Source organism: Raoultibacter timonensis, assembly GCF_900240215.1.
Taxonomy (GTDB): domain Bacteria; phylum Actinomycetota; class Coriobacteriia; order Coriobacteriales; family Eggerthellaceae; genus Raoultibacter; species Raoultibacter timonensis.
In genome coordinates this window covers 2,436,005-2,459,282 of sequence record NZ_LT964679.1, presented here as the reverse complement: position 1 = coordinate 2,459,282, position 23,278 = coordinate 2,436,005, and the positions used below count along the sequence as shown (strand labels likewise).

Here is a 23,278-nt window from a genome sequence, read left to right as displayed (position 1 = left end):
GAACACGGCGGCGCCCACGAGCAGGAACGCCGCGAGGGTTACGAGGGTTTTCTTGACCATGTCGATCCTTAGGCAGGGCCCGCAAGCCGCGCTCCGGGGCGCCGCTGCAGCCGCGACGCGGGAGGCGCCTTGCGGGCGAGGGGGCTTCTAGTGCGAGTTCTCGTTGGGCTTGAGGGGCAGGAACTTGAGGCCGAGCAGCAGCATCAGCGCCCCGAGGCCGAACACGCCGAGGGCCACGCCGAACTCGAGCGGGGTCGGCCAGTAGACCATGCCCTGGTAGGCTCCGGCCATGCCGGCCGCCCAGTCGGTCACCGAGTACTGCGTCATCACGCCCGCGTAGTCGATGTTCGGGATCTGGAAGCCGCCCACGAGCAGCTGCACGCGCTTGCAGAAGATGCCGATTATGGCGAGCAGGCCGGCGGCGACGAGCAGCGGATTGGTGCGCAGCTTCGGAACGAAGCAGACCACCGCGGCGAGCGCGCATCCGGCGATCTCGACCCAGAAGAACGGGGCGAGCGGGCCGGAGACGAGCATGTCGACGACCTCGGTCCCCGAGCCTCCCGGGAAGGCCGACGTGAGCAGGTCGCAGGCGAAGAAGTACAGGTCGACGCACACGAACGCGCCGAGCATCTTCGCCATCTTCACGACGTTCTCCTGCGCGAGCTCCATGTAACCGGCCTTGCGCAGGGCTATGACCACCACGAGCACGAGCGCGGTGCCGCACACGAGGGCGGAGGTCACGAACCAGGGCGCGAGAAGCGCCGTGTACCAGAACTCGTGGGCCTGCTGAAGGCCGAAGATCCAGGCGGTGACGGAGTGCACGAGCACCGCGCACACGAGCGCGATGACGCTGACGACGCGCAGGGCCTTCTGCGACACCTTCCCGGCCTCCGCCCGCAGCGTCGCCCAGAGGTAGATGACCGAGAGGATCAGGTAGATGGCGATGACCGCGATGTCCCACATGAGGGGGCTTCCGAGGTTCGAGTAGGCGAAGAGCTCCCACAGGCGCAGGGGCTGGCCGAGGTCCACGACCACGAAGCCGATGGCGAGCACCGTGCAGCAGATCGACGTCCACACGGCCACTTTCGAGATGCCGCCGAAACCCTTCATCCCGAACGCCTTCGGTACCGAGCTGATGATGAGGCCGCCGGCCGACAGGCCCACGAGGAACATGAAGCAGGTGATGTAGAGGCCCCACGAGTCGAAGTTGCGCATGCCCGTCTGCGCGAGGCCGCCCGAAAGCTGGACCCCCCAGAGCACTAGACCTACAACGGTTACGATAGCCGCAACGGCGATGCCGACGTTGAGCCCCTTGCCCCCGAACCTGGCAGCAGGAGCCTTGGGCGACGTCGTCGCCCGGTTGTTCTCAGACATTGTTCTCTCCCTTTCTGCTTAGACGAGGTAGTAGACGGATGGGTTGGTACCGCGATTTTCGAGGAGCTTCGTATGCTCTCGTTCGCGAATGAGCTTGGAAACCTCGGAGTTGGGGTCGTCGAAGTCACCGAAATAGCGTACGCGAGCGGGACAAACCTCAACGCATGCAGGCTCTAAGCCTTTCGCCAGCCTATGCCAGCACATCGTGCATTTCTCAACCACGTGCTTCTGATGGGTGGGAACATCGGCATCGCCCATTGCCTGCCCGATGGCGTAATTCGGCTCTTCCCAGTTGAACGAGCGTACACCCGTGTAAGGGCATGCCGACATGCACATGCGGCAGCCGATGCACTTGTCGTAGTCCTGGCGTACGGCCCCCGTGTCGGGATCCTTGTAGGTCGCGCCTACGGGGCACACCTTCACGCAGGCGGGGTTGTCGCAATGCTGACACGCAACGGCAATGTTTGCCATGGTGAGGTTGGGATAGGTGCCGTCGGGGGTGTCCATGTTATCCCCGCCTTCGGTGAGAATGCGATTCCACCATATGCCGTCAGGCAAATTGTTTTCCACTTTGCATGCTACCGCGCACGCATGGCAGGCGATGCAGGACTTTTTGTCGATGACAAAACCAAGACGCGTCATTATTCGTCACTCCCTTCCCATACGCGAACGTCGCACAATACGTCCATGAAGTTGTTGTTCACTGCGAATACGTCGAATTCTGTGGAGCTCAAAAGAGACCAGCCTCCGGCTTTGTGTTGGTTGAGCTGCCAGCCTTTGGGGTAGAGCAGTGTGCCGGGGCGGATCGCTTCGGAAAACACCGCCTTGGCTACAGCCGTGCCTCGATCGTTGAAGCATTCGACGTAGCTGCCATCGGTGATGCCTCGCGCTTCGGCGTCTACGGGGTTGATCTTCACGAACGGCTCGGGATCGATTTCTCGCAAAAGCGGCGTATTGAACCACTGCGAATGGACGCGATAGCGCGGGCGCTCGCTCATGAGCACGAGCGGATACTTCGAATACAGCTCGTTTTCCGGCCATGCTTCGAGCGGCGGGAACCAGTGCGCCATGCGGTCGCGGTCGATTTCTTCAGGTGTAGGGGTTTTTGTCGTTGCCGCTCGCACCGTGGGCATTTCGCGGTAAAACTCGAAGCGACCCGACGCAGTGCCGAACGCGCCGTCTTTGTATGCGATGTGCGGATCGGTTTCGGCATCGCCGGGAATGAAGCGTATCTGCTTCTTTTCACGCAGGTCGTTCATGCTCATGCCGAGTGCGGTACCCAGTTCGGTGTTGTATACCTCTTCGAGAATCTCCTCGTTGCTCAGCGTGAAGTATTGGCCGAGCCCCAGTTTTTCAGCGAGTTCGGTGACGATTTGGGTGTCCGGTTTGCTTTCGTACAACGGCTCGATGGCTTTTTCGTTGTAGTGAAGCGAGGAGCACTGTCCCGCATTGGCTACTTCTTCGAGCTCGAACCATTGCGCGATCGGCAGCACCATGTCGGCGTAGCGGGCGGAATCGGTCAAGGCCGAGTCCGCAACGACAACATACTCCATAGCGGGAATGATGACGTCGGTCCATGCATGGGTGTCGGTGTGGGTGTTAAGCGGGTTTGCCGAGTACATCCACAGCATTTTGATGTCGGCTTTTTTGCCGGCGAACTGACCTTTTTCCACAACGTTCTTCAGGTCGACGCTGGGGATCGAAAAGCCCGTGCTGGGGCCGTTGGGGGCGGTATAGGTTGAACCGAGGCCCATGTGGACTCCCCAGAACGCTCCGTACGAAGCTCCCGGCTTGCCCAGGTTGCCCAGAAGCGCGCATAGCGTGAGGCCCGCCATGGTGGTGTGCGCACCGTTGTTGTACGCTTGGGGGCCGTAGCCTTCGTAGTGATACACTGGCGTATCCATGCAGATATCCGCCAGTTCGTAGATATCTTCGACGGGTATTTCGGTCAGCTTCGACGCCTCCTCGGGGGAGTGCGAGAGGATCTCTTCTTTCAGCAGCTCGTAGGCGGTACGGCATGCTACACCATCGAGGTCGTAGGTTCCTTCGATGGCGGGGGCTAAAGCTTCGGTCACTTCGACCAGCTCGCCGTCAACCAGTACCATGTACGGATCGAGCATGATCTCTTCACCCGTCGTGGGGTTCATCTCGCCGGTTGCGGTGGGTTCGACGCCGGTATCGCTCCTGCGTACGAACATGCCCGTATCGCTACGGACGAGGAACGGGGCGACCGTATGCTGTTGCAGGAACTCGATATCCTGAGCCTCTTTCTCAAGAACGATGTTCATGAGGGCGTATTTAAGCAACGTATCGCTGCCTGGGCGAATAGGTATCCACTTGTCGGCTTTGGAGGCGATTTGCGTGAATACGGGGTCGATGACGACCAGCTTGGTGCCGTTCTGCATGGCTTCCTTGACCAAGTGCCAATTCTGCACTTGGGCGTCGGTGATGTTGGCGCCCCATACCACGATGGTTTTTGCGTTTTTGGCATCGGTGGGCTCGTTGCCCTCCCACATTTGCAAGCCCATTAAGGGGCTGATGTACAGACCTGCTACCGCCTGCATACCGTAGTAGCTGCCCATGTCCAAGCAAGGGCCGATGCTGCTGGCATTCAGGAGGGCCTGCAAGCGGCCATAGGCGCTGGTGATACCGGATGCCTGATTGCCCGAGGCGGTAAGGAACGCTACGGAACCTTCGCCGTATTCGCTTTGAATGCTTTTGATCTTGTCGGCTATTTCGGTAAGCGCTTCGTCCCAGCTTATGCGCTCCCATTCGCCGGCGCCGCGTTCGGTTCCTTCCGCGCGGCGCATGGGGTACTGCACGCGTTCGGGATCGTAGATTCGGTGGACGTGAGATAGGCCGCGCTGGCAAATGCGGTTGTAGCACTCTTCGTTGTATTCCGCCCGCGAGGTTTTCGTCACTCTGCCATCGCGCACATGGACGTTTATGTGGCAAAAACCAAAGCAGTTCGGGCGGCACACACCGCGAAAGATTTGCTCGCCTTGCGCTTCTACCTGACCAGCACTGTAATTTTCCGCTAAAGCTGTGAGCGAAGATGCGCCCCCAACGACGGTGGCCGCCCCTGCAACTGCAGCGGTCGTTTTGAGAAAGCTTCTACGAGTGAGCCCGCCTTGCGGACTATTCGCTCCTGACATTTCTCCTCCTCAAAGATTGTGTCAGGATATCATCTGTCGGATGCTTCGATTGGAAGCCCATACTCCCGGTTTCCCCCAAGCTCAATCCTTCAGGATATCCCCCTGATACTCCTCGTAAAGAATTGGCCAAATCCTCATGCTGTCACTTTATCGCAATCCATTGCGACAATCAATATGACAAACTATTCCAATTAGAGAATAAATTTATGAGTAAAGCTGGTCGGCAAATCCGCGAACCTCCTCTAAGAGACGCGATGCTGCCGAATGGGTGCGAGCCTAGCCCTTCCGATGCGCCAGCCGCGCCTTGACCATCGCGAGAATGTCGTCTTCGTTCAGCCCCGCATGGGAGCAGGCGTTGATCATATCGTCGATCAAGAGTTCGACGGGGCTGTCGGTCGCCCGTGCGGCGCCCACGTCGTTGCGCTCGGCAACGAACGTGCCGCGGCCCTTCCTCGTGGTGATGTACCCCTCGCGTTCTAGATCCATGTAAGCGCGGTTCACCGTGTTGTAGCTGATGTCGAGGTCGACCGCCAACGCGCGCACGGTGGGCAGGCGGTCGCCTGCGCTGTATTCGCCTGATCCGATCAGGTAGGCGATGCGGTTCTTTACCTGAATCCATACGGGAAGGCCGCTGCTGTAGTCCAGTTCAAACGATTCGAGTGCGCTCATAAGGATGTTCTTTCAGAGTAGTAAGTGGTGTTCATCATAGCAGACATGCTTTCCCATCGGCGTTTATCCACGCGGACTCCGCGCTGCATCGCCCGTTTTGTCGCCCGAGCCGTCGACGAAGCCGTCGCTGAGGGCACTCGGCACGGTGACCACGGTTCCCTTCGACTTCTTCACGGTTTCGTATTGCATGAGCATGGTGCGCAGTTTGAGCGCGGCTTCCGGATCGCCGTACACGTCGGCTGCTTCGGCGAGCATCTCGGCCAAGTCCCGCTCGACGCCCGCAACGGCCATGCGTGCGTTCTTCTCACGGTCGGCCTGCGCCTCGAGCGACATCACCTCTTGCAGCTCGTCGGGTATCACGATATCGCGGACCTTGACTGAAATGATATCGACTCCCCAGCCGGCAGCCTCTTTTTCGATATCCTCCTTGATCTCCAAGTCGAGCTGATCGCGACGCAGCGCAACCTCGGCTACCGTCGAGCGCCCCACTGCCTCGCGCATGGCGGTCTGCGCGAGGAACGAGACGGCTGCGTAGTAGTCCTCCACCTCGGTGCAGGCTTTTTCGGCATCCCATACCACCCAGAACAGCACGGCATCGATGTTCACGGGAACAAGATCGGCGGTGAGCGTTTTTTCGGCATAGAAGGGGGTGGCTATGATGCGCTGGTCGACGCGTATCGTACCGTGTTCGATGATGGGGATGGTGAAGTAGAGTCCCGGACCCACCACGCGGTTGAGGTTGCCGAAGCGCAGCACGACGACCTTCTCCCAGGAAAGCGCGATGTGGGTTGACGAGAGCACGAGCACGGCGACAAGCAGCATGGCGATGATCGCCTCGAGGGTGATCGATCCCGATACGGCACAAGCTATTCCGAGCACGATCGCGCACGTCGCCACGAATACGGCGATGTTGAAGATCACCGCGCCGTTTCGGGATGATTTGCGCGGTACGTACGAAGTTGCTGCCCTGATTTCGGCTTCTTTGTCGCGAACGTCGTAGGGGGCGTCCTTCATCATGCGGGTATTGCGTCGTCCCATAGTAGTACCTTTCATCTGCTAGAAAGCCAATCCGTACAAGAGGTCGGGCATTTGGGTCACGTCGTAATCGGCGGTGCCGACGATGCAGTATCTCAGCACGAAGCCTCCTGCTAAGAGAAACGTGCCGATCCATAAAAGCTGTGTTCTATAGTTGCCGTGGGTAACGAAGCGCTCGAGTGCGAACGGTACCGCGAGGCCGCATACGACGAGGCCTGCCCAGAAAAGCCAGCGCAGATCCCCTGCAACGAGCGCTTCAACGGCGAGCCGTGTGCCTTCGGCGTTGAATCCCCAAGCGAGGTATGCGGCAAGAAACGCCGCCTCGAGCACGATGGCGATGCTGTCGGCTCGGCAGAGCCAGACGATCGGCCGAACGAACGAGTAGCGCGCCTCGACGAACGAAGTGGAAAAGAGCAGAAGCGCGATGCCGCACGAAAACGACGAGAGAACGAAAATGATCGGAAGCAGCGGTGTTTGCCAGAAAAGAATCGATGCCATGTTTTGCAGGAGGACTCCCGTGTATGCCATGGTTGCAATGCCGAAAGCGATGGAAAGCGCTGCGAGTACGCGTATGACGCGGGGAGAGATGCGCGGTGTTTCGAGGAGGGAAGCGAGGGCGAAGGCGCCCGAGCAGGCGAGCGAAAGCACGAGTGCGTAGGAACCGACGGCGATAGCCGAGAGCTCAGGGGAGAGCAGCAGATTGATGATGCGGTCGGGTCTGCCCAAATCGGCGAACAGGCAGAGCATGCCTGTGGCAAGCGCCACGAAGCAGAACGACCATCCGCGCGAGAAGAATTCGTCGGGCAGGGTGAAAGCTTGGCGGATGCGCCGCCTTCGGCTGACGGTCGATGTTTCGGCGGGGCGATCACCGAAACGCTGCTGTGCGTTGACGCATTCGAGAGCCCCCATGACGGTGAGCGCTCCGGCGCCTGCTCCGCCGAGAAAGAGATAGCATGTTATGAGCATATTGAACATGCAGGCCCCGTGTTCCAATCCCCTGGTGAAAAGCCTTTGGCGGCTGGCAGCCGAAGGCCGGTTGCCTTGCTGCCTTTGTCGCAATGTAGTTAGACAAAGGTATTATAGCAAGTTGCGTGAGGAAAGGGGCCGCGAAGCGAAAAGGTCGGGTGTTTATACGGTGATAGCCGCTCGGGGCATCCGGCGATGGCGACTCGGTTCGACTGACGCTAGCCACGATGAGAGCGGCGGTTCGCCGCCTTCGATCGTGCGACGAGAGCAAGCAGCGCGCTTGCGGCCGCCGCTCCGAGCGCCAGAGCGGCAGGCGATTCGTCGCCGACTGCGGGAAGCGAGGCGCCTGCCCGGATCGACCCCTCGCCGGACGTCGGCTTCCCGTCCATCTCGGACGGCTGATCGTGATCCTGATTCGGCTCACCGCCTTCGCTGTTGCCGCCGTCTGCTTCGCGCGGCACTGTGAGCGCTTTGAGGCAGACGTTTGTCTTGTAGCAGCGCGAGGCAACGCCCTCCCACGTTGATCCCGCAGCATCGCTCCACGTTACGCCATCGGCGGGAGGTAGCTGATCTCGCGGGCTCCCGATGCGTCGTATCCCATATGCTGCGGCGCGGTGTCGTCGGGCAGCTCGGGATCCGTGAGCACCATGCCTTCGACGGGGATGGCGCAGCGGTACGTCGGATTGTCGAGCTTGACCGCGATCGAAAAGCACTCGTTCGGGTCGAGCTTCACGGGGGTTTCGAGCGAAACCGTGTGGTAGCCGGGCAATCCGAACGTTGCCGTCTGGCGCGCGGCGAGCTCGCCCGTCGTCGGGTCTGCATTTCCCTCGTCGACCGAGCGGTAGACCTCGATGGCGCAGGCAGTACCCCGATCGGTCGTGCAGAGCATCGCGCGGTCGAGCAGCTCGGCGCTGTCTGCCGTGAACACGTTCGCCATGTAAGCGGTCGTCTGGCTGCCGAGGGCGACCGAATCGAGCCATCCCTGTTCGTCGTACTGGTAGACGGTTTCTCCCTGGCGGGACGGTTCGCCGTCGAATCCCGCTACCAAGCGCAGCGTCTCGTCTTCGTAGGAGATCCAGCAGTAACCATCGTTCTGGACGCCGGTTCCCCAGGAGCTCTTCACAAGCCATGCGCCGTCTGCCTGCGGTTGGTGTGCGGCGCTGAAGTGCTCGCGGGGAAACGCATCGTCCCAGCCGACGATGCTGACGTAGTGGTCGGGCGCGTTCCACGGCTCTGCCGTGTTGCAATACGATGCGTAGTCGAAGTCGTAAAATCCGTTGTACATCGAACTGGCAAATTCGGCCACGATGGGCCCGGAACCCATGATGCGGCGCTTGGCATCGGCCATGGCCTGATCGCCCGAGGCTCCCGCACAGAACGATCCCGCCCGTGCCGAGAGGAACGCGGCGTCGGTAAGGCGGTATTCGCTTCGGTAGCGCAGGCTTTCGTCCATGGGATCGTATGCCGCATCGGTTCCCGCTGCAACGGGGGCTGCTCCTTTGCCGGCAGCGAGGCTTGCGGCTACGAGGTGGGGCTCGGTGCCCCCGGCGTACAGCGGGGGATCCATGAAAAAGAGTCCGGCGGCTTCTTTCTCCTCGGTGCCCGCAACGGTGAAGTATGCAAGGTGCCACGGGGAAAACTCGACGGCGGTGCCGCTGGTGCGCAGGATGGACGATTAGAGCGAGGCGAGCGAAGCGTATGCCCAGCAGATGTCCTCGGTTTGGGTGCGAACGGGTGTGAGGTAGTTGACTGCGCCGCCATCCTCGGCGGGCACGGCGTGCAGATCGAACGAAGAGGGCAGGGCTGGTTCGCGTGCGGGATCACCCGTCAAATCGGCAAAGGCAGCGCGCGGTGCGCTCGAAAAGAGGAAGAGCAGGGCGATCATCACGGCGAGGGCAAGGCGTGCGGCGTGCGAGCGCCTCGACATGCGGGCAGCGGACAGGTGCAATGCGCCTCCTTGGACCAATCGGGAGGCAAGAAAGTATAGTATCTCATCGAGCCCCGTTTCGTGTCGATAGCCGACCCCGTTTCGTGCTACACTAATGTACATTTGAACATTAGTACGAGGAGGACGCAATGGGCGAAGAGAGCCGCAAGGAACAGGCGGAGGAGCGGAAGAAGGCGCGGGCACCGCGCGACCCGGAGCGTCGCAAGCGGCAGATTGCAGAAGCTGCTGCAGAACTGATCTCCCAAGAGGGAACCCGGCACCTCACGCATCGCCGCGTCGCCGAGCATGCGGGCGTGCCGCTGGGATCCACCACCCAGTACTTCAAGAGCATCGACGACTTGCGCCATGCCGGTCTTGCGCTGCTTGCAGAGCAGATCGCCCTGCGCAACCAAGAGATGCTTGCGCAGGTGGGAAGTCGAAAGATGGGCGTTGAGATGCTGTGCGACTTCGTCGTTGCCTATCTTGCCGACGAACGGCAAGTGAGTACCGACGCCATGTTCTATGCCGCCGCCGTCAGCGACCCGGAGGTCGGTGGGCTATGGAAGCGCGCGCTGGTGGAAAATGCGCAAGATTACGCCCCGCTCATCGGTCTCGAGAGGCTGCAAATCTTGTCAACCTTTCTTACGGGCCTGATCATTGACACGGCCATCTACGGCGCGTCCTACGATTCCGATACCATCCGCGCCGCCATCGTTGCGCTTGTGGGTGAAGACGAGTAGAAAACATTTTCAAAAAACTTTAATGTACAGATGTACATAATGCGCACTTTCTGGTATCTTCCTAATGTACAAATGTACAATAAATAAATGAAAGGACGAAACATGAGAAAGAAAGTGCGCGTTGCAGCCCTGCTTGCTTTGTTCTTGGCCATTGGCGGTGTGCTGGCCGGTTGTGGTGCAAGTCTTGATCGCGAAGTGGAAGTGCAGGGGATGACTCTGAAGGTTCCTTCCGATTGGCTCGAGGTCACCGGCAAGGATAACGACGACCTTGCCGGCACTATGCGCTACGTCGACACCGACGAGGACGAGAGCAACGTTGTGGTGGTTACCTACGATCTGAGGCCCGAAAGCGGGGAAGAGACCGCCGAACAGGACATTATGGCCAAGCGCGTGTGGGCTGAAGGCGAGTTGGGCGCCACCGAATGGGAAGATGAAGAGGTGCGCAGCATGGTCATCGACGGCGCGCAGGCCTCCGTGTACGAATACAGCTTCGAAAAGGAGATCGACGATGTTTCGCGCAAATACGAGTACGCCGTCGCCTACGTGTACAGCGAAACCGCCCATTACCAGATTCGCGTGATCGGCAGTGCGGCCTCGCTTGACGGCATCGTTGACAGCGTCGAGCTGGCGTAATGTCGGTGTCGAGGAAAGGCTGATCACTTATGGACAACAACATCATCATGAAGCCGTCCGCTATACCCAAAAAGTTGCTGTGGGCGTCGCTTGCCGTCATTTTACTGGGGCAGTTCGTCGTTACCATCGACCTTACGGTGCTCAACATCGCACTGCCGGATATCACGAAAGACCTGAAACCGACTTCTGAACAGCTGCTTTGGATCGTCGATTCCTATTCGCTTGTCTTGGCGGGCCTTATCGTGGCAACCAGCTCGCTTTCCGATCGCTTCGGAAGAAAGCGCATGCTGCTTATGGGCTTTCTGATCTTCGGCGGTGTATCTGCTGGCGCGTTGCTGGTGGAAGACCCCGAGCAGCTCATTGCTTTGCGTGCCCTGTTGGGTATCGGCGGTGCCGCCATCATGCCCGTCACTATCGCCATGATTCGCAGCATCTTCACCGATGCGAAGGAACGCGCCGTCGCCATCGCTGTGTGGTCGGCCGTGAGTGCCCTCGGCATGGCGTTCGGACCGTTGGTGGGCGGCCTGCTGCTCGATAGCTTTTCGTGGCACGCGGCGTTTCTCATGAACGTGCCGCTGATGGGTGTGGCGTTTGTTGCGGGCATTCTCATCCTTCCCGAGGTGAAGCTGAAAAATCCCGGCAGCTTCGACCTTCTGGGATCGGTCATGTTCCTTGTGGGCATGGTGGCGCTGCTGTGGGGCATCAAGCATGTGGCGGCCGAGCTCGAGTTCGATCGCGCAGGTATTATCGCGCTTGCTGTCGGATTGGTTCTCATGGCGCTGTTCGTGTTCCGCTGCATAAAATCGAAGAATCCCCTCGTCGATTTCTCCCTGTTTCGCAGTAAGCCGTTTTCTGCGGGCGTTGTTGCCACGCTGTTCTCCACGTTCGCCATGGCCGTGCTGCTGTATCTGTTGGCGCAGTGGTTCCAGCTGGTGAACGGCGACAATCCGCTTGAAGCGGGCATCAAGCTCGTGCCCATGGCCATCGCCAGCCTGATCGGCTGCATGTTGGCACCGGTGCTTGCGCAAAAGATGGGTCCGCGCAACGTGGTGGCAGGCGGCCTGATCGTCGCAGCCTTCGGTATGATCATGCTCGCGTTCTTCCGCGACAACCTGGAGCTTGTTCCCGTCATCGCTTCTACGTGCCTCGTGGGTCTCGGCTCGGGATCGCTGGCTCTCGGTGCGACGCTCATGATGCAGGAAACGCCTGCGGAGAAGGCATCGAGTGCCGGCAGCCTGCAGGAAGTATCCTACGATATGGGCAATGTGCTGGGTGTCGCCATCTTGGGAAGCGTCGCGTCTATCATCTACCGCGGAGGTTTGAGCACGGGCAAGCTGGCGGCTTTGGGCTTGGACGGCAAAACAATCGACCTCTGCGAGCAATCGTTCGCCGTTACTGCGGAAATCGCCAAACAGACCGGTTTGGACAAGCTGCATGATCTGGGTGCTGCGGCGTTTGACGACTCCATCGTCACCACTGCCATTATCGGCGGTGTCCTGACGATAGTGGTAGCCGTTATCGTGTGGGCGCTTATCCCGAAAGGAATGAGCATTGCCGAGAGCGAGGAGCCGGCAGAGGGGGCTTCGGCCGGGGAAGCGGATGGCGGCGCGACGGTTGTTCCCCCTGTTGAACCCGAACTTGCGCCCTCTGCGCAGCCGCAGGTGCCCGTTGCCGCGCCGGCTGCCGCCGCGCCTGCAATCTTGTCGGTTGGGGATGTGCCGGTTGTAGCTGTTGCCGCAGAACCTGCTGCCGGTGCGCTGGACTCGGTTGTCGATGCGCCGAATCCCGCTGCCATATGCCCGATTGAAGATGCGCCGAATCCCGCCGCACATGCCTCTGCCGCTGCGTCGGCTCTGGCTGACATCCCAAGGGATACGGTCGTGGTGACCTTGGTGCTGGACTCCGATGCGATGCGCGATATGGAATCCGTATGCCAAGAAATCGGCATGACGACCACTACGGCGTTCACCGTTTTCGCCAAGAAGGTGGTACGCGACCGCCGCATACCCTTTCAGCTTTCCGCAAGCCCCTGTGCCGCGCCAAGAAGTTCTGAAAACGGCTAAGTGAAACGGGGACTGTATCGAAACGATACAGTCCCCGCATGGCTTGCGGCTTCGGTCGGCCTTCGTTTACGCCGACGCTTCCTCTTTCGCTACTTCCTGCCCGGCGATTCGTCCGAACACGACGCAGTCGGTGATCGCGCAACTGCCGAGACGCACGGCCCCATGTGTTCCGCCGGCGATTTCACCCGCAGCGTACAGGCCGGGAATCGGCTGGTAGTCCTGGCCCATGACCTGCGCTTGCAGGTTCGTTACGAGGCCGTCCATGGTGTGATGGACCTTCGGCCAAAGCTTCGCCACGTAGAACGGGGTTCTCGCGATCCCTCTCGCTGTTCTGGAAGAAAGATAGAAAGCTCAACGGCCTCGAAGGGCTGTTCGTGGATATGGTTGTAAGCCTGTGCTGTACGTCCGCTTCGATTCGACCCGAGACGGTTTGAGCGCGGGGCCGGGCGGGGACGCGCGGCATGCAGCTGGTTTCTTTCCGTTGGGGTCATCGGATACCGAGTTCTCCTTCCGTTCCGTTGTCTTTCTCGGCAGGTGCACCTCGCACTCGAATGCGCTATCATAGGCGCAGACAACCCATGACGTGAAGGCTTTCTGAACCCGATACAACCGCAGCACGGAAGGCGCATGGCAAACGAACAGCTCATACTGAACCGGTATCGACCGATCGCCGAAGCGGGATCGGGCGGGTTCGGCACGGTCCAGGTTGCGTGGGACACGCGCATCCAGCGCCGCGTTGCCATCAAGTGCATCCAGCTCGATGAAAGCCAGGCGTTTCGCGCCCTGCAGGTCGAGGCGCGCGCCGCATACGGCGACTCGTACGGCAGTGCCGACCCCTACGGCGGCGACCCGTACGGCTACGACGAGCCTCTCGACCCGTACGCCGTTTCCCTTGAGAACCTTCCTGGACTCGACGAGGCTCGAACGGCGGCAATGCTCTCCGATCCGAACATCGTGGGTGTATACGATTTCGAGGTGCAGGGTGCAACCGCGTACCTCATCATGGAATACGTCGACGGCACCACGCTGACGGGCCTGCTTCAGCAGTACGGCGACCAGCTGTCGCTCGACGTGGTTGCCGCCATCTTCTCCTCGGTCGCCCATGCGCTTGAGGTCGCCCATGGTAATCAGGTGCTCCACCTCGATATCAAGCCCGATAACGTGCTTATCAACCATCAGGGGCAGGTGAAGGTGACCGACTTCGGTCTGGCCACGCTCTCCGATGCTTCGGGTTTCGGCACGGCAGGCGGCGGCACGATCGGCTACATGCCGCTCGAGCAGATGCGCCAAGAGGCGCTCGATGCTCGCTGCGATGAATGGGCGCTTGCGAGCATGACCTACGAGATGCTCACCGGCACGAATCCCTTCCTCGCGCCCGATCTGGTAAAGGCCGAGGCGGCTATCGAGGATGCGGAACTGCTGCTGCCGTCGCTGTGCTATGACGGGCTCGATCCGGAAGCCGACGACGTGCTGTTCTACGCGCTCGACCCCGACCGCGAGGAGCGCTACGACAACGTCGAAGATTTCGCCGAGGAGATGAGTCGCTTTTTCGGAAACTCCGCGCGCGGCCACAAGGAGCTTGCCGTGTTGGTGGGCCAAGCGGCCATCGAGGAGTTCGAAGAGGAGGAAGAGGTCGTCGAGCGCATCAGCCTGTTCGACCGCATCGGCACCGGAAGGCTCCAATCCATCTTTGTCCGTGTGTGGGCGGCGCTTGGCGTCGGACTCTTAAGCTTCGTATCGCTTTCGAACATCGAAGCGGTCGGCGGATGGGCGAATCCTGTGTTCTGGGGTCTGTTTGCGCTGTTCGTGCTTGCGGGGGTGCTGAAGCCCCACTTGGGCGCGCTGCTCTCGCTGCTCTCGCTTTCGGTGGCTCTTTTGTTCAACGAGGCGTTTGTGGTGGGTATTCTGCTACCAGTGTGCGTGATAGCCTGGTGGTTCTTCGTCGGTCGTATGGGAGACGAGGCTCCGAACGCCGTGCTTTCCCCCGTGCTGTTCGGCTCGTTTGGCTTCAATCCCGTCTCGCCGCTCGTTGCGGGGTTCTTCCTTTCCGTGAAAGAAGCCGTCATCACAGCGGCGATGGCGTTCGTTTTGAGCATCGTGCTTGCGGGCTTTGGCTCCAACAGCTTGCTCGGATGGAATGCGCTGGCATTTTGGGATTTCGGATCGCTTGATGTACAGCACAACATGGCCGTGCTTTTGCAGCAGCCCCTTACGTGGTGCATGCTCGCAAGCTGGCTCGGGGGAGCGGCGATCCTCGCTTTGCTGTGCCGTAGGCAGACGCGCTTCTCGGCGGGCCTCGGCGTCGTGCTGGCTTCGGCGCTCATGATCGTTGCGCTGTGCCTCGGCGCGTGGTTTTCCTCGGGCATGGTCTCGTGGATTCCCGCTTGGCAGTATGCGCTTCCGACGGTTGGAGCCGGTGTGGTCATGACTGTGGCCTGCGCATTCGGCGTGCCGATCCGTGCGGGAGAAGAAGATTGGGAATAAAAAAGTCGGCTCATTGCCGCTGAGAGCCATCGAGACGCGCTGGTAGATCGGTTCGGCGGCAGCCGCTTCTAGTTTATGGCAGAAAAACGGACTTTTTCGTCGCCAGAAGGCGCCGAGCATCTTCTAAGGAGACCGTTAGCACGCAAGCGGCTACGTTTTGCCTGGTTGTTGGCATGCCTTCTCGAGCGAGCCGTTGAGCCTGCTTGCGCTGCGACGAAAAAGTCCGTTTTTCTGCCAACTTGGGAGCGCTTTGCCCGCATATGGCATCCCTGGGCAAGCAGGCCGTCCGAGATTTGCTCTCGAACGGCCTGCTTGCTAAACAGCATTCGTGAAGCTTGGCGAATATGCGCGCTCGATGCCCTGCCCTTACTTCTCGGCGAGCGCTTTGCCCACCATGCGACCGAAGGTGGCGCATCTGCCGGCGTTGATGCCCACAGCGAGGTTCGGATAGGTTCCCGCGTAGAAGCCGCCCTGGTCGTTGCCGATGACGTAGACGCCCTCGATGGGCGCGCCGTCTTCGCCGAGGGGCTGGAGGCTTTCGTTCACCATGATGCCGTCGAGCGTACACAGGGTGAGGCCGCACGATTTCACGGTGCCGTAGAATGGGGGGTTGCGCAGTTCGGTCAAACGGAACGGTTCTTTGCCGAAATCGGGGTCTTGCTGGTTGTCGAAGTTCTCGTTCTGGCGTTCGCATGTTGCGAGGAACGTTTCCTTGTCAGTGATGCCGATCTTTTCAGCGAGCTCCTCAAGCGTGTCAGCCTTCTGGATGTAGCCGGCCTCGACGAAGCTTTCCATTTCGGGCGCAATCCACTCGTCAACCATTTCGGGCCAAGCGTCGTGGTCGGCTCCTTCGTGGTAGCAGATGGTCGAGCAGCCTGTGGTGTGCAGGCGGTAGATGTCGTCCTGCCAATTGGAATCCCAGATCTGATGCCAGAAGCGGTCGCCCACTGCACGCTTCGATGAGGCGTTCATCACGAAATCGTAGGGTGCGCTTTCGTTGTGGAAGCGGTTTCCCGCATGGTCGACGCGCAAAAACGGCTGCGAGCTAAAGAAGTAGTACCCATAGTTTGCACCCGTCGTATAGGCATCGCCAACCTCCTGATCCTGCGCGAGCAGGCAGCGGTTGAACGTGAGCGACGTATGCACGGCATCCATCTGTGCGCCAATGCGCATGAGCGCCTTGATGCCGTCGCCTGTGCAGGTAGGGAAGGCGTCGAACGTGCCGAGGCACGAGAGGCGCGTGGGCTGGAGCGCGGCGTACATATCCTGGTTGTATGCGTAGCCGCCGGTGGCGACAACGACGCCTCGCAAGGCGTTGATGCGGATGGAGCCGTCCTTGCTTTTCGCGTAGGCTCCTACAACCTTGCCGTCCTCCACGATCAGCGATTCCATCGGCGTTTCGAAGCGCTCTTCGCATCCTGGGAAGGAGGTGATGTAAGCGTCGAGGATTCGGGCGACATCCTGCTCTCGGGAGGGGTATTCGCCGTTGGTGCCGTGACCGGTCGCCCATTCTTTGTATAGCGTGCCTTCGGGCATGTTCCATTCGAGCTGTACTTCCATACCGTTTTCAGTCATGAGATCGGTGTACCAGTCGATGGCCTCGCCGGAGTTTTCGGCCCATTTCCGCACGAGGCGCGCGTCGATTTGGCCGAGCGCGTAGTGGTCCATGTCGTTTACGATATCGGCAGGCTCGATCGATACGCCATGCTCTTGCTGCTGTTTCGAGTTCACGGCGCCGAGAGCCGAAGATCTGACCGAGTTGCCCGCCGTCGACTTTTCGATAAGCAAGGTCTTGAGGCCGCTCTCGGCAGCGGATGCTGCGGCGAAATATCCCGAAGTGCCTGCGCCGATAACGAGCACGTCGAAGTCGAGTATTTCGGTGCAGTCGGCATCGCTCGTTTGCGGTGCTTCCCCGAGCCAATCCGCCTGCGAGGTCGGGGCGTTTGCGTTGGCAACGGTCTCGGCTTTCGCTTCGCCTTTTGCTTTCGGCGAACAGCCGGTCATGACACCGAGCGCCGCCAAGGCTCCCGCGGCTGCGGCTCCCGACAAAAAGGTGCGGCGGCTCACGATGGCTTTCGGTGCTTGCGTTTCTTGTTCCATGGTTGATCCCTCCTGTGCTTGTGTGTTGCGATTCCCTGCTGTCGTTTCGACCAAACGAGCATGCATCGAATGGGGGCGCAAGGCATCACCTGAAAGCTGGATTGTTGGGTTTTCACCTAGAATAGGTGACGGAAATCTCGTAGGTGATCCCTATGATGGCACAAGGGAAGAGGAATGGTTGCTCGGGCTTTGTGCGAGCCGCATCGTGCGGCGCGATCATATTGGAGCACATCGCAGCACGCGCCCGTATCAGGAGGATCGATGCGGCATTCGACTACGGTCAAGAGAAACAGTCTGGCGACGGCATTCGCTAAGATCGAGGAGAACCTGAAGGTTCGTTACTTGGGCATCGGGTTTGTATGGGCGTGGATCTACTGCTCGTTCGAAACCTCGGCGGTTTATCCCGACAGGGACGGCATCAGCATCAATGCGGATCCTTCGTGGTTGGTTTCGGCTACTGTGGTGGTCGCCGCCATGATAATCGGCGGTATCGTGCTGCGGAAAACGGACCTCTCGACGTCGAAGTGCATGCGTGTTGCGGCTCCCGTGCTCGTGGCGTTCGGCACCGTTCTCTCGGGCATTGTTCCCCTGATCGGAATCGAGCCGTGGCTGCTGTACTGCACAAGCGGGATTACGACGGGCATCGGTACGGCGCTCATCTGTCTCATGTGGGGCGATGCCCTTTCAAGGTTGGAGATCGAGCAGATGGAGATCGCGGTTCCGGCCGCCTCTCTCGTTACGCTTTTGTGCTGTCTCGTTTTTCCCTACATCCAGGGGGTACCCGGTATTCTCGCCGTTGCCTCGCTTCCCCTCATATCGGGCGCACTGCTTAAGCTTTTCTACCGCGAACGGGAGGGAAAGCCCGTTGCCGCCCGCATCGTCGATAGGCCGGAGCGGGGGATCGTGCTCGACCTCGTTCGTATCGCGGTCGTGCTGTTCGCGGCGTACCTGCTTGTTGGATGCCTCGGCGCCATGAGCGAATCTGAGGATCTCGTCCAGCAGGTTTCAGGCGTCGATGTCCCGACGCTCATCGGATCGGGCTTTGGACTCGTGCTCGCCATCTGCTTCATCATGTTCTCGGTGCGCATCGATTTCTCTTCGTTGTTCAGATGGCTGGCGCCGCTGCTCGTGCTGTCGGTGGCGCTTTTTCCGTGGCAGGAGGTTGCGCCGAACTTCATCTCGACCACGATAATCTGTATTGCCGATACTTCTATGCAGGTCATCGCCTATATCTACGTGATCGGCCTCGCCAAACGCAAAGCGATGTCGCCGGTTTTGGGCATCGGCCTTACGCAGGGGTTCGTGCAGCTTGGGGTGCTTGTGGGCAATCTGCTCGGAGTGTGGGCCGGGCATGCGGTTTTTGAAGGAACGCTCAGCGTGTTCGTGCTGGCACTCGGACTCATCTGCCTTATTTCGTTTGCGACGATGCTCGTGCCGCAGGGTGCGAAAAAGCCGTTCGTACGCGATCGCCCCGATGCGCCTGATGACGAATGGGAAACCAAGAACCAGTGCGCACGGCTTGCCGAGCGGTTCGGTTTGTCGACGCGCGAGCAGCAGATTCTCGAATACCTTGCGAAAGGCCGCTCGCAGCCCTACATCCGCGATGAGCTAATCCTCTCGAAGAACACGGTGGCCACGCACGTGAAGCACATCTACCAGAAGCTCAACGTGCATTCCCGCCAAGAGCTCCTCGATCTGTTCGAAGGGAGGTAGGCGAAGTGCGGTGACGATGCGGCGGGCTGCTGGAACGGCTGGCGATTTGGATGGCGCTCGGTCGCGGCGGCGTACGGTTCGCATTCGGTTTTCTTTTCGGGTATTGCTGACCAGCACCTTTACTCTAATTCATCCTTTTCGTGTCACACGGTTGACTCCTTTCGTGCGATAGCTCGGCTTTGCAAAGGCCCATAGTGGCATGCGGTCGGGCGGTGAAGGGATCCGCTTCGACGGACCGAAAGGAAAGGATGAGCATCATGGGAGAATCGGTATCCATCAGTAAAGACGGGCTTTCGCGGAGAAGCTTCCTCAAGGGCGCGGGCATCGGCGCAGCAGGTCTGCTCGGTGCAACCGCTTTGAGCGCATGCGCTTCGGGCGCTTCCGCTTCGTCGGCGAATGCGGCAGGTTCCGCCGACATAACGTGGGACGAGGAAACCGACGTTGTCGTCGTCGGCTCCGGGGCCGCGGGCGTCGCAGCGGCAATGGCCGCGCTCGACGGAGGCGCCGAGGTCATCATGATCGACAAAGGCGCCGCGCTCGGCGGAATCACGAGCGTGTGCGAGCAGTACTGCGCATACGATTCGTCGCTGCATCTTCCCCAGAACTTCGACGATGTCGAGGACAGCGCCGAGATCATGCTCGAAGACGCCCTGCGCGTGTCGCGCGGTACCGCCGACCGGGAACTAGCAAAAATCTACTGCGACCGTTCCGCAGAAACCATCGACTGGATGCTCGAGCACGGCTGCGAGTTCAAGGATACGTTGCGCGTGTCCGACGGCCGCCATGGCCAGGGCAAGTACATCCTCAAGGCGGCAGGCGATCTGACCGTCAAGTTCACCGCCGATATCGAGGCGGCAGGCGGCAAGACCATGACCGATACGCCCCTAACCGGCCTCGTGCGCGATGAGGAAAGCGGAAGGGTCATCGGCGTCGAGTGCGACGAGGGTGAAAAGCACATCAGGGCCCGTAAAGGCGTCGTCATCTGCACGGGCCCGTGGTCTGACGACGAGGTTCTCATCCCGCGCCATGTGCCCGAGACCCCCGAGATCGTCAAGCAATGCGCCGAGACGCTGGCGGCGTTCGGCATGCCGTACGGCCCCTACACCGGCGAAGCCATCCGCAGCGCCCAGAGTGTCGGCGCCGCTACGCGCCACATGGAGTACGTCATGTTCGACCCGTACTATTCTGTCCCCGAGATCATGGAGCAGCGCATCGCCCCCGCGGGCCTTACGCGCGCCGTCAACCAGATCCTTATCACGCCCGAAGGCGAGCGCTTTACCGACGAGGGCAAGTCGCGCGGCGATATCGCCATCGACATCCTCAAGCTCGAAGGCAACGTGTACTATCCCGTGATCGACAAGCGCCATCTTCCCGATCCGACCGGGTCGATCAAATTCCCCGAAGAGAAGCTCGACGAGTGGGTCGAGATGGGCATCATGGCCAAGGGCGAGACGCTCGAGGAGCTTGCTGCTTCGATGGAGGCGAACCTCGGCATTCCGCAAAGCGCCGCTCTTGAGACGATCAACCGCTACAACGGTTTCTGCGCTGCAGGCGAAGATGCCGATTTCGGCAAGGACCCCCACCATATGACCCCGATCGATGAGCCCCCGTTCTACGCAGGTCCCGCTGAGACGTGCCGCGTCATGTACACCCATGGCGGTCTTGAGACCGACGAGGGCGCCCATGTCGTCGATTTGGACGGTGCGGTCATTCCCGGGCTGTACGCTGCGGGCATGTGCACGGGCGGACCGCTCGGATACATCACGATATCGGGCAACTGGCAGATGAGCTCGCTTGTGTTCGGGCGCATCGCAGGCGAGAACGTCGCTGCAGAAGCTGTCGCCGAATAGCCTTGCGTTTCCCGTTGCCTGCGAAGGCCGCCGAAACTTCGGCGGCCTTCGTCGTTATGCGAGGCATTATTTGAGATCAGGAGCGCTGGTGAATCGAAAGTTCCATGTGATCGAGGAGATTCAAAAGCTCCTGCCTCGAATGGATTTCCATCTTCGCGTACGCGCGGCGCAGGTGCGATTTGATGGTGTGCTCCGAGAGCATGTAGTAATCGGCGATGTAGCGGGCGCTGCGGCCGGTCGAGAACTCTCCGATTATCTGGAACTCGCGCTCGGTTAGGCCGTAGGTTTCTCTCAGCAGCTCAAGCGAGGCGTCGTTGATGCCCACCGAGGTGGTGATCGAATCGCCCATCTCGTCGGGTGCGTCCGCGTAGCGCAGCTCCTTGCTTTTGGTGAAGAAGCGCAGATAGCTTACGAAGATGATCGCAAGCGAGATTGCGAGTACGGCGATTACGCAGGTGAGCGTCAGCTGCGGCTGCGCGACGAGCGGAGCGCTTAGAGGTGAGAGCGCAAGCGTGCGACCTGCGGCAATCGAGAGCTGGGCGGTGCCGACTGCGAGGCCCAGCAGGAAAAAGGCGGGCAGCTTGCGCTCGTGGGCCTCGCTGACGAACGTCATCCACAGCATGGCGAAGAAGGTGATGAGCAGCACGACCATGAGGCTTCCCGACAACGTGTCGCCCGACGGTGCGATGCTGCGGTACAGGAGCACGCCGACGAGGCAGGCGGTTGCGAGGGGATACGCCATGTCGATGTTCGCCTTCTGCGGCTTTGCGATCACGAGTGCGATGCACATGATGCAAGCCACGCCCAACCCGATAACGGCGGTCAGATCGGTTTGGGCGTATTCGATGTTCCTGACTATATCCATCTGCACGATGAAACCGCACGATGCGGAGAATACGAGCGTGCCGATGATCGTCCGCTTGGTGCGGGCGGTGAGCTCGGCCATCGATGTTTTCGGCGCGGCATCGTCGATCATGCTCTTGGCGACGGTTTCGTTGTTTTTGAGGCATGCCCCCAGCGCGACGAGCGAGAGGGCGACGACGACGAGCAGCGCTATGTGGCGATCCCCCGAAAACAGGGTGCTGGTGAGGGGAACCAAAAGCATGTCGACGATGTAGCCGCCTGCGATCATGGGAAGCGAGTAGACCGGCCGATAACTCGTGAAAACCTGCATCCAGCACAAGATGATGAGCGCCCAGCCTATGCCGGCGATAACCTGGGAGACCAAGATCATGGCATCGGAGGTTGCCGGCACAAACGAGAGGGCGAAGCGCAGCGCCATGGTCACCAGGCTTGCGATGAACACGGGGCGCGTTTCTTCCAGGCGTCCGAAATACGAGAGCAATGCGAGAAGCAGGTAGGTTGCTCCTCCGGTGGCGATTCCGGCTATGGCGAACGGCTCGGGCGAGTACGGCCCCGTTCCGAGATCGATCAGCCTTGCCCCTTGCAGAAAACCGAATCCGACAACGCTAAGCGCCATCAGGACGATCGTTTTGCGCGATATGGTTGCTTGTTCGTTCATGGGCCTCCGTGGTAAACGAAGCGGTGCCGTGTTGCCGCGCGACGCGGTGAAAGGAGCTTGTTCAGTATACTATGCGATCGGCTCAGATGGGTCCTATAGCAAAGCAGCCCGCCGTACGTACGGCGGGCTGCGATGGAAGCAAAGTCGATCGAGCGTTACTTCAGCAGGTCGGCGATTTTCCCGATGATAAGCTCGAAGCTGACGCCGCGCTCTTTGAAATCGGGTTGCTTGGCCGAGACGATCATGGCGTCGTGCACGAAATTGCCTGCGAACACGACCGCCTCCTGCAGGCTCTTGCCCGCCATGATGGCGGCGAGCAGACACGAGCAGTACAGGTCGCCGGTGCCGTGGAGCATGTAGGGGAGGTATTCGTTCTTCGCTTCGAACAGCTCGCAGTCCTGGCCCGCTACGAAGTTGCGGATGCAGGATTCGCCTTCGCGTTGGATGCCCTTGAGCACGACGTTCTTAGCGCCCTTCTCGAGCAGGCCCTCGATCATGCGCTTGGCGGTGTCGTCATCGATGTCGGTGCCGGGCCAGTCCTGGCCGAGGATGATGGACGCTTCGGTGAGGTTGGGCGTGAGGATGTCGGCACCGCAGGCGAGTTCGGCCATGGCGTCGCAGAGCTCGGGGGTGTAGGTGGGGTACACCTTGCCATGATCGGCCATGACGGGATCGACCACGCGCAGGGCGCTGGGATACATGTTGTAGAGGTCGCGGATGCGGTCGACTTGTTCGGGCGCCCCGAGAAAGCCCGAGTATACTGCGTCGATCTCGACGCCGATGTTCTTCCAGGCTGCCAGATAATCGGACAGCATGTCGGTGGTGTCGTGCATGTACCAGCCGGGATAAGCGGTGTGCGAGGAGAACAAGCCGGTGGGAACGGGACACACGTCGCAGCCCGCTGCTGAAAGGACGGGTATCGCCACGCCGAGCGAGCACTTGCCGTACCCGCACAGGTCATGCACGGCGGCTACGCGGGGAATGTAATCGCCCTCGCGCTGGTAAAGATGCAGTTCTTGGTTTTCCATCGAAAGTCGCCTTCTTCTC

The 23,278-nt window shown here is 60.3% G+C and carries 19 protein-coding genes; 6 read left to right on the top strand and 13 right to left on the bottom strand.

Annotated elements, in window-relative coordinates:
• Positions 1–147: 147 nt before the first annotated feature.
• The 9 genes from nrfD (C1722_RS10725) to C1722_RS10685 form a co-directional block, all read right to left on the bottom strand.
• Positions 148–1,374 carry an NrfD/PsrC family molybdoenzyme membrane anchor subunit gene (gene nrfD, locus C1722_RS10725; protein WP_102379224.1) on the bottom strand — a complete coding sequence of 409 codons (1,227 nt, stop codon included), beginning with the start codon at positions 1,372–1,374 and terminating at the stop codon, positions 148–150.
• Positions 1,375–1,392: 18 nt separating this feature from the next.
• Positions 1,393–2,016, bottom strand: coding sequence for a 4Fe-4S dicluster domain-containing protein (locus tag C1722_RS10720; RefSeq protein WP_180995151.1), 624 nt, complete (start codon positions 2,014–2,016; stop codon positions 1,393–1,395).
• Entirely contained in the window at positions 2,016–4,529 is a 2,514-nt protein-coding gene (locus C1722_RS10715; protein WP_102379222.1) for a molybdopterin-containing oxidoreductase family protein, read from the bottom strand. The genes C1722_RS10720 and C1722_RS10715 overlap by 1 nt, the downstream gene beginning before the upstream one ends.
• A 276-nt stretch (positions 4,530–4,805) precedes the next feature.
• The gene (locus C1722_RS10710) at positions 4,806–5,198 is read right to left on the bottom strand and encodes a GntR family transcriptional regulator (protein ID WP_102379221.1); all 393 of its coding nucleotides are present in this window, start codon (positions 5,196–5,198) and stop codon (positions 4,806–4,808) included.
• A 63-nt stretch (positions 5,199–5,261) separates the two neighbouring features.
• Positions 5,262–6,236, bottom strand: a complete 975-nt coding sequence (locus tag C1722_RS10705; protein ID WP_244902528.1) for a slipin family protein — start codon at positions 6,234–6,236, stop codon at positions 5,262–5,264.
• Between the two features lie 18 nt (positions 6,237–6,254).
• Positions 6,255–7,208: an NrfD/PsrC family molybdoenzyme membrane anchor subunit gene (gene nrfD / locus C1722_RS10700; RefSeq protein WP_102379220.1), complete on the bottom strand. Its 954-nt coding sequence runs from the start codon at positions 7,206–7,208 to the stop codon at positions 6,255–6,257.
• 209 nt (positions 7,209–7,417) lie between these two features.
• Complete coding sequence (locus tag C1722_RS10695; RefSeq protein ID WP_102379219.1) at positions 7,418–7,660, bottom strand: hypothetical protein; 243 nt, start codon at positions 7,658–7,660, stop codon at positions 7,418–7,420.
• Between the two features lie 83 nt (positions 7,661–7,743).
• The gene (locus tag C1722_RS10690) at positions 7,744–8,766 is read right to left on the bottom strand and encodes a lectin like domain-containing protein (protein WP_102379218.1); all 1,023 of its coding nucleotides are present in this window, start codon (positions 8,764–8,766) and stop codon (positions 7,744–7,746) included.
• Between the two features lie 108 nt (positions 8,767–8,874).
• Positions 8,875–9,147, bottom strand: coding sequence for a hypothetical protein (locus tag C1722_RS10685; protein WP_146040651.1), 273 nt, complete (start codon positions 9,145–9,147; stop codon positions 8,875–8,877).
• Positions 9,148–9,275: 128 nt separating this feature from the next.
• Here C1722_RS10685 and C1722_RS10680 point away from each other — a divergent pair, with 128 nt between their 5' ends.
• The 3 genes from C1722_RS10680 (at position 9,276) to C1722_RS10670 (ending at position 12,562) form a co-directional block, all read left to right on the top strand.
• On the top strand, positions 9,276–9,866 hold the full coding sequence (locus tag C1722_RS10680; protein WP_102379216.1) for a TetR/AcrR family transcriptional regulator: 591 nt from the start codon (positions 9,276–9,278) through the stop codon (positions 9,864–9,866).
• Positions 9,867–9,968: 102 nt separating this feature from the next.
• Entirely contained in the window at positions 9,969–10,499 is a 531-nt protein-coding gene (locus tag C1722_RS10675; RefSeq protein ID WP_102379215.1) for a hypothetical protein, read from the top strand.
• Positions 10,500–10,528: 29 nt separating this feature from the next.
• A complete protein-coding gene (locus tag C1722_RS10670; RefSeq protein ID WP_102379214.1) occupies positions 10,529–12,562 on the top strand; it encodes an MFS transporter in 2,034 nt (677 codons plus the stop codon).
• A 66-nt stretch (positions 12,563–12,628) separates the two neighbouring features.
• On the opposite strand, the gene C1722_RS10665 is transcribed toward C1722_RS10670, so the two are convergent.
• Positions 12,629–12,880 (bottom strand): FAD-binding protein, encoded by a 252-nt coding sequence (locus C1722_RS10665; protein WP_102379213.1) that lies wholly within the window; start codon positions 12,878–12,880, stop codon positions 12,629–12,631.
• A 309-nt stretch (positions 12,881–13,189) separates the two neighbouring features.
• Here C1722_RS10665 and C1722_RS10660 point away from each other — a divergent pair, with 309 nt between their 5' ends.
• Positions 13,190–15,046 carry a serine/threonine-protein kinase gene (locus tag C1722_RS10660; RefSeq protein WP_102379212.1) on the top strand — a complete coding sequence of 619 codons (1,857 nt, stop codon included), beginning with the start codon at positions 13,190–13,192 and terminating at the stop codon, positions 15,044–15,046.
• 366 nt (positions 15,047–15,412) lie between these two features.
• Here the strand turns inward: C1722_RS10660 and C1722_RS10655 are convergent, their stop codons facing one another.
• The gene (locus C1722_RS10655; RefSeq protein ID WP_102379211.1) at positions 15,413–17,146 is read right to left on the bottom strand and encodes an FAD-dependent oxidoreductase; all 1,734 of its coding nucleotides are present in this window, start codon (positions 17,144–17,146) and stop codon (positions 15,413–15,415) included.
• Between the two features lie 261 nt (positions 17,147–17,407).
• Here C1722_RS10655 and C1722_RS10650 point away from each other — a divergent pair, with 261 nt between their 5' ends.
• Entirely contained in the window at positions 17,408–18,859 is a 1,452-nt protein-coding gene (locus tag C1722_RS10650; RefSeq protein WP_180995150.1) for a response regulator transcription factor, read from the top strand.
• A gap of 257 nt (positions 18,860–19,116) precedes the next feature.
• Positions 19,117–20,709: an FAD-dependent oxidoreductase gene (locus C1722_RS10645; RefSeq protein WP_180995149.1), complete on the top strand. Its 1,593-nt coding sequence runs from the start codon at positions 19,117–19,119 to the stop codon at positions 20,707–20,709.
• 76 nt (positions 20,710–20,785) lie between these two features.
• On the opposite strand, the gene C1722_RS10640 is transcribed toward C1722_RS10645, so the two are convergent.
• Both C1722_RS10640 and C1722_RS10635 read right to left on the bottom strand, forming a co-directional pair.
• Positions 20,786–22,231: a response regulator transcription factor gene (locus C1722_RS10640; protein ID WP_102379208.1), complete on the bottom strand. Its 1,446-nt coding sequence runs from the start codon at positions 22,229–22,231 to the stop codon at positions 20,786–20,788.
• A 155-nt stretch (positions 22,232–22,386) separates the two neighbouring features.
• The gene (locus C1722_RS10635) at positions 22,387–23,259 is read right to left on the bottom strand and encodes a PfkB family carbohydrate kinase (protein ID WP_102379207.1); all 873 of its coding nucleotides are present in this window, start codon (positions 23,257–23,259) and stop codon (positions 22,387–22,389) included.
• Positions 23,260–23,278: the final 19 nt, after the last annotated feature.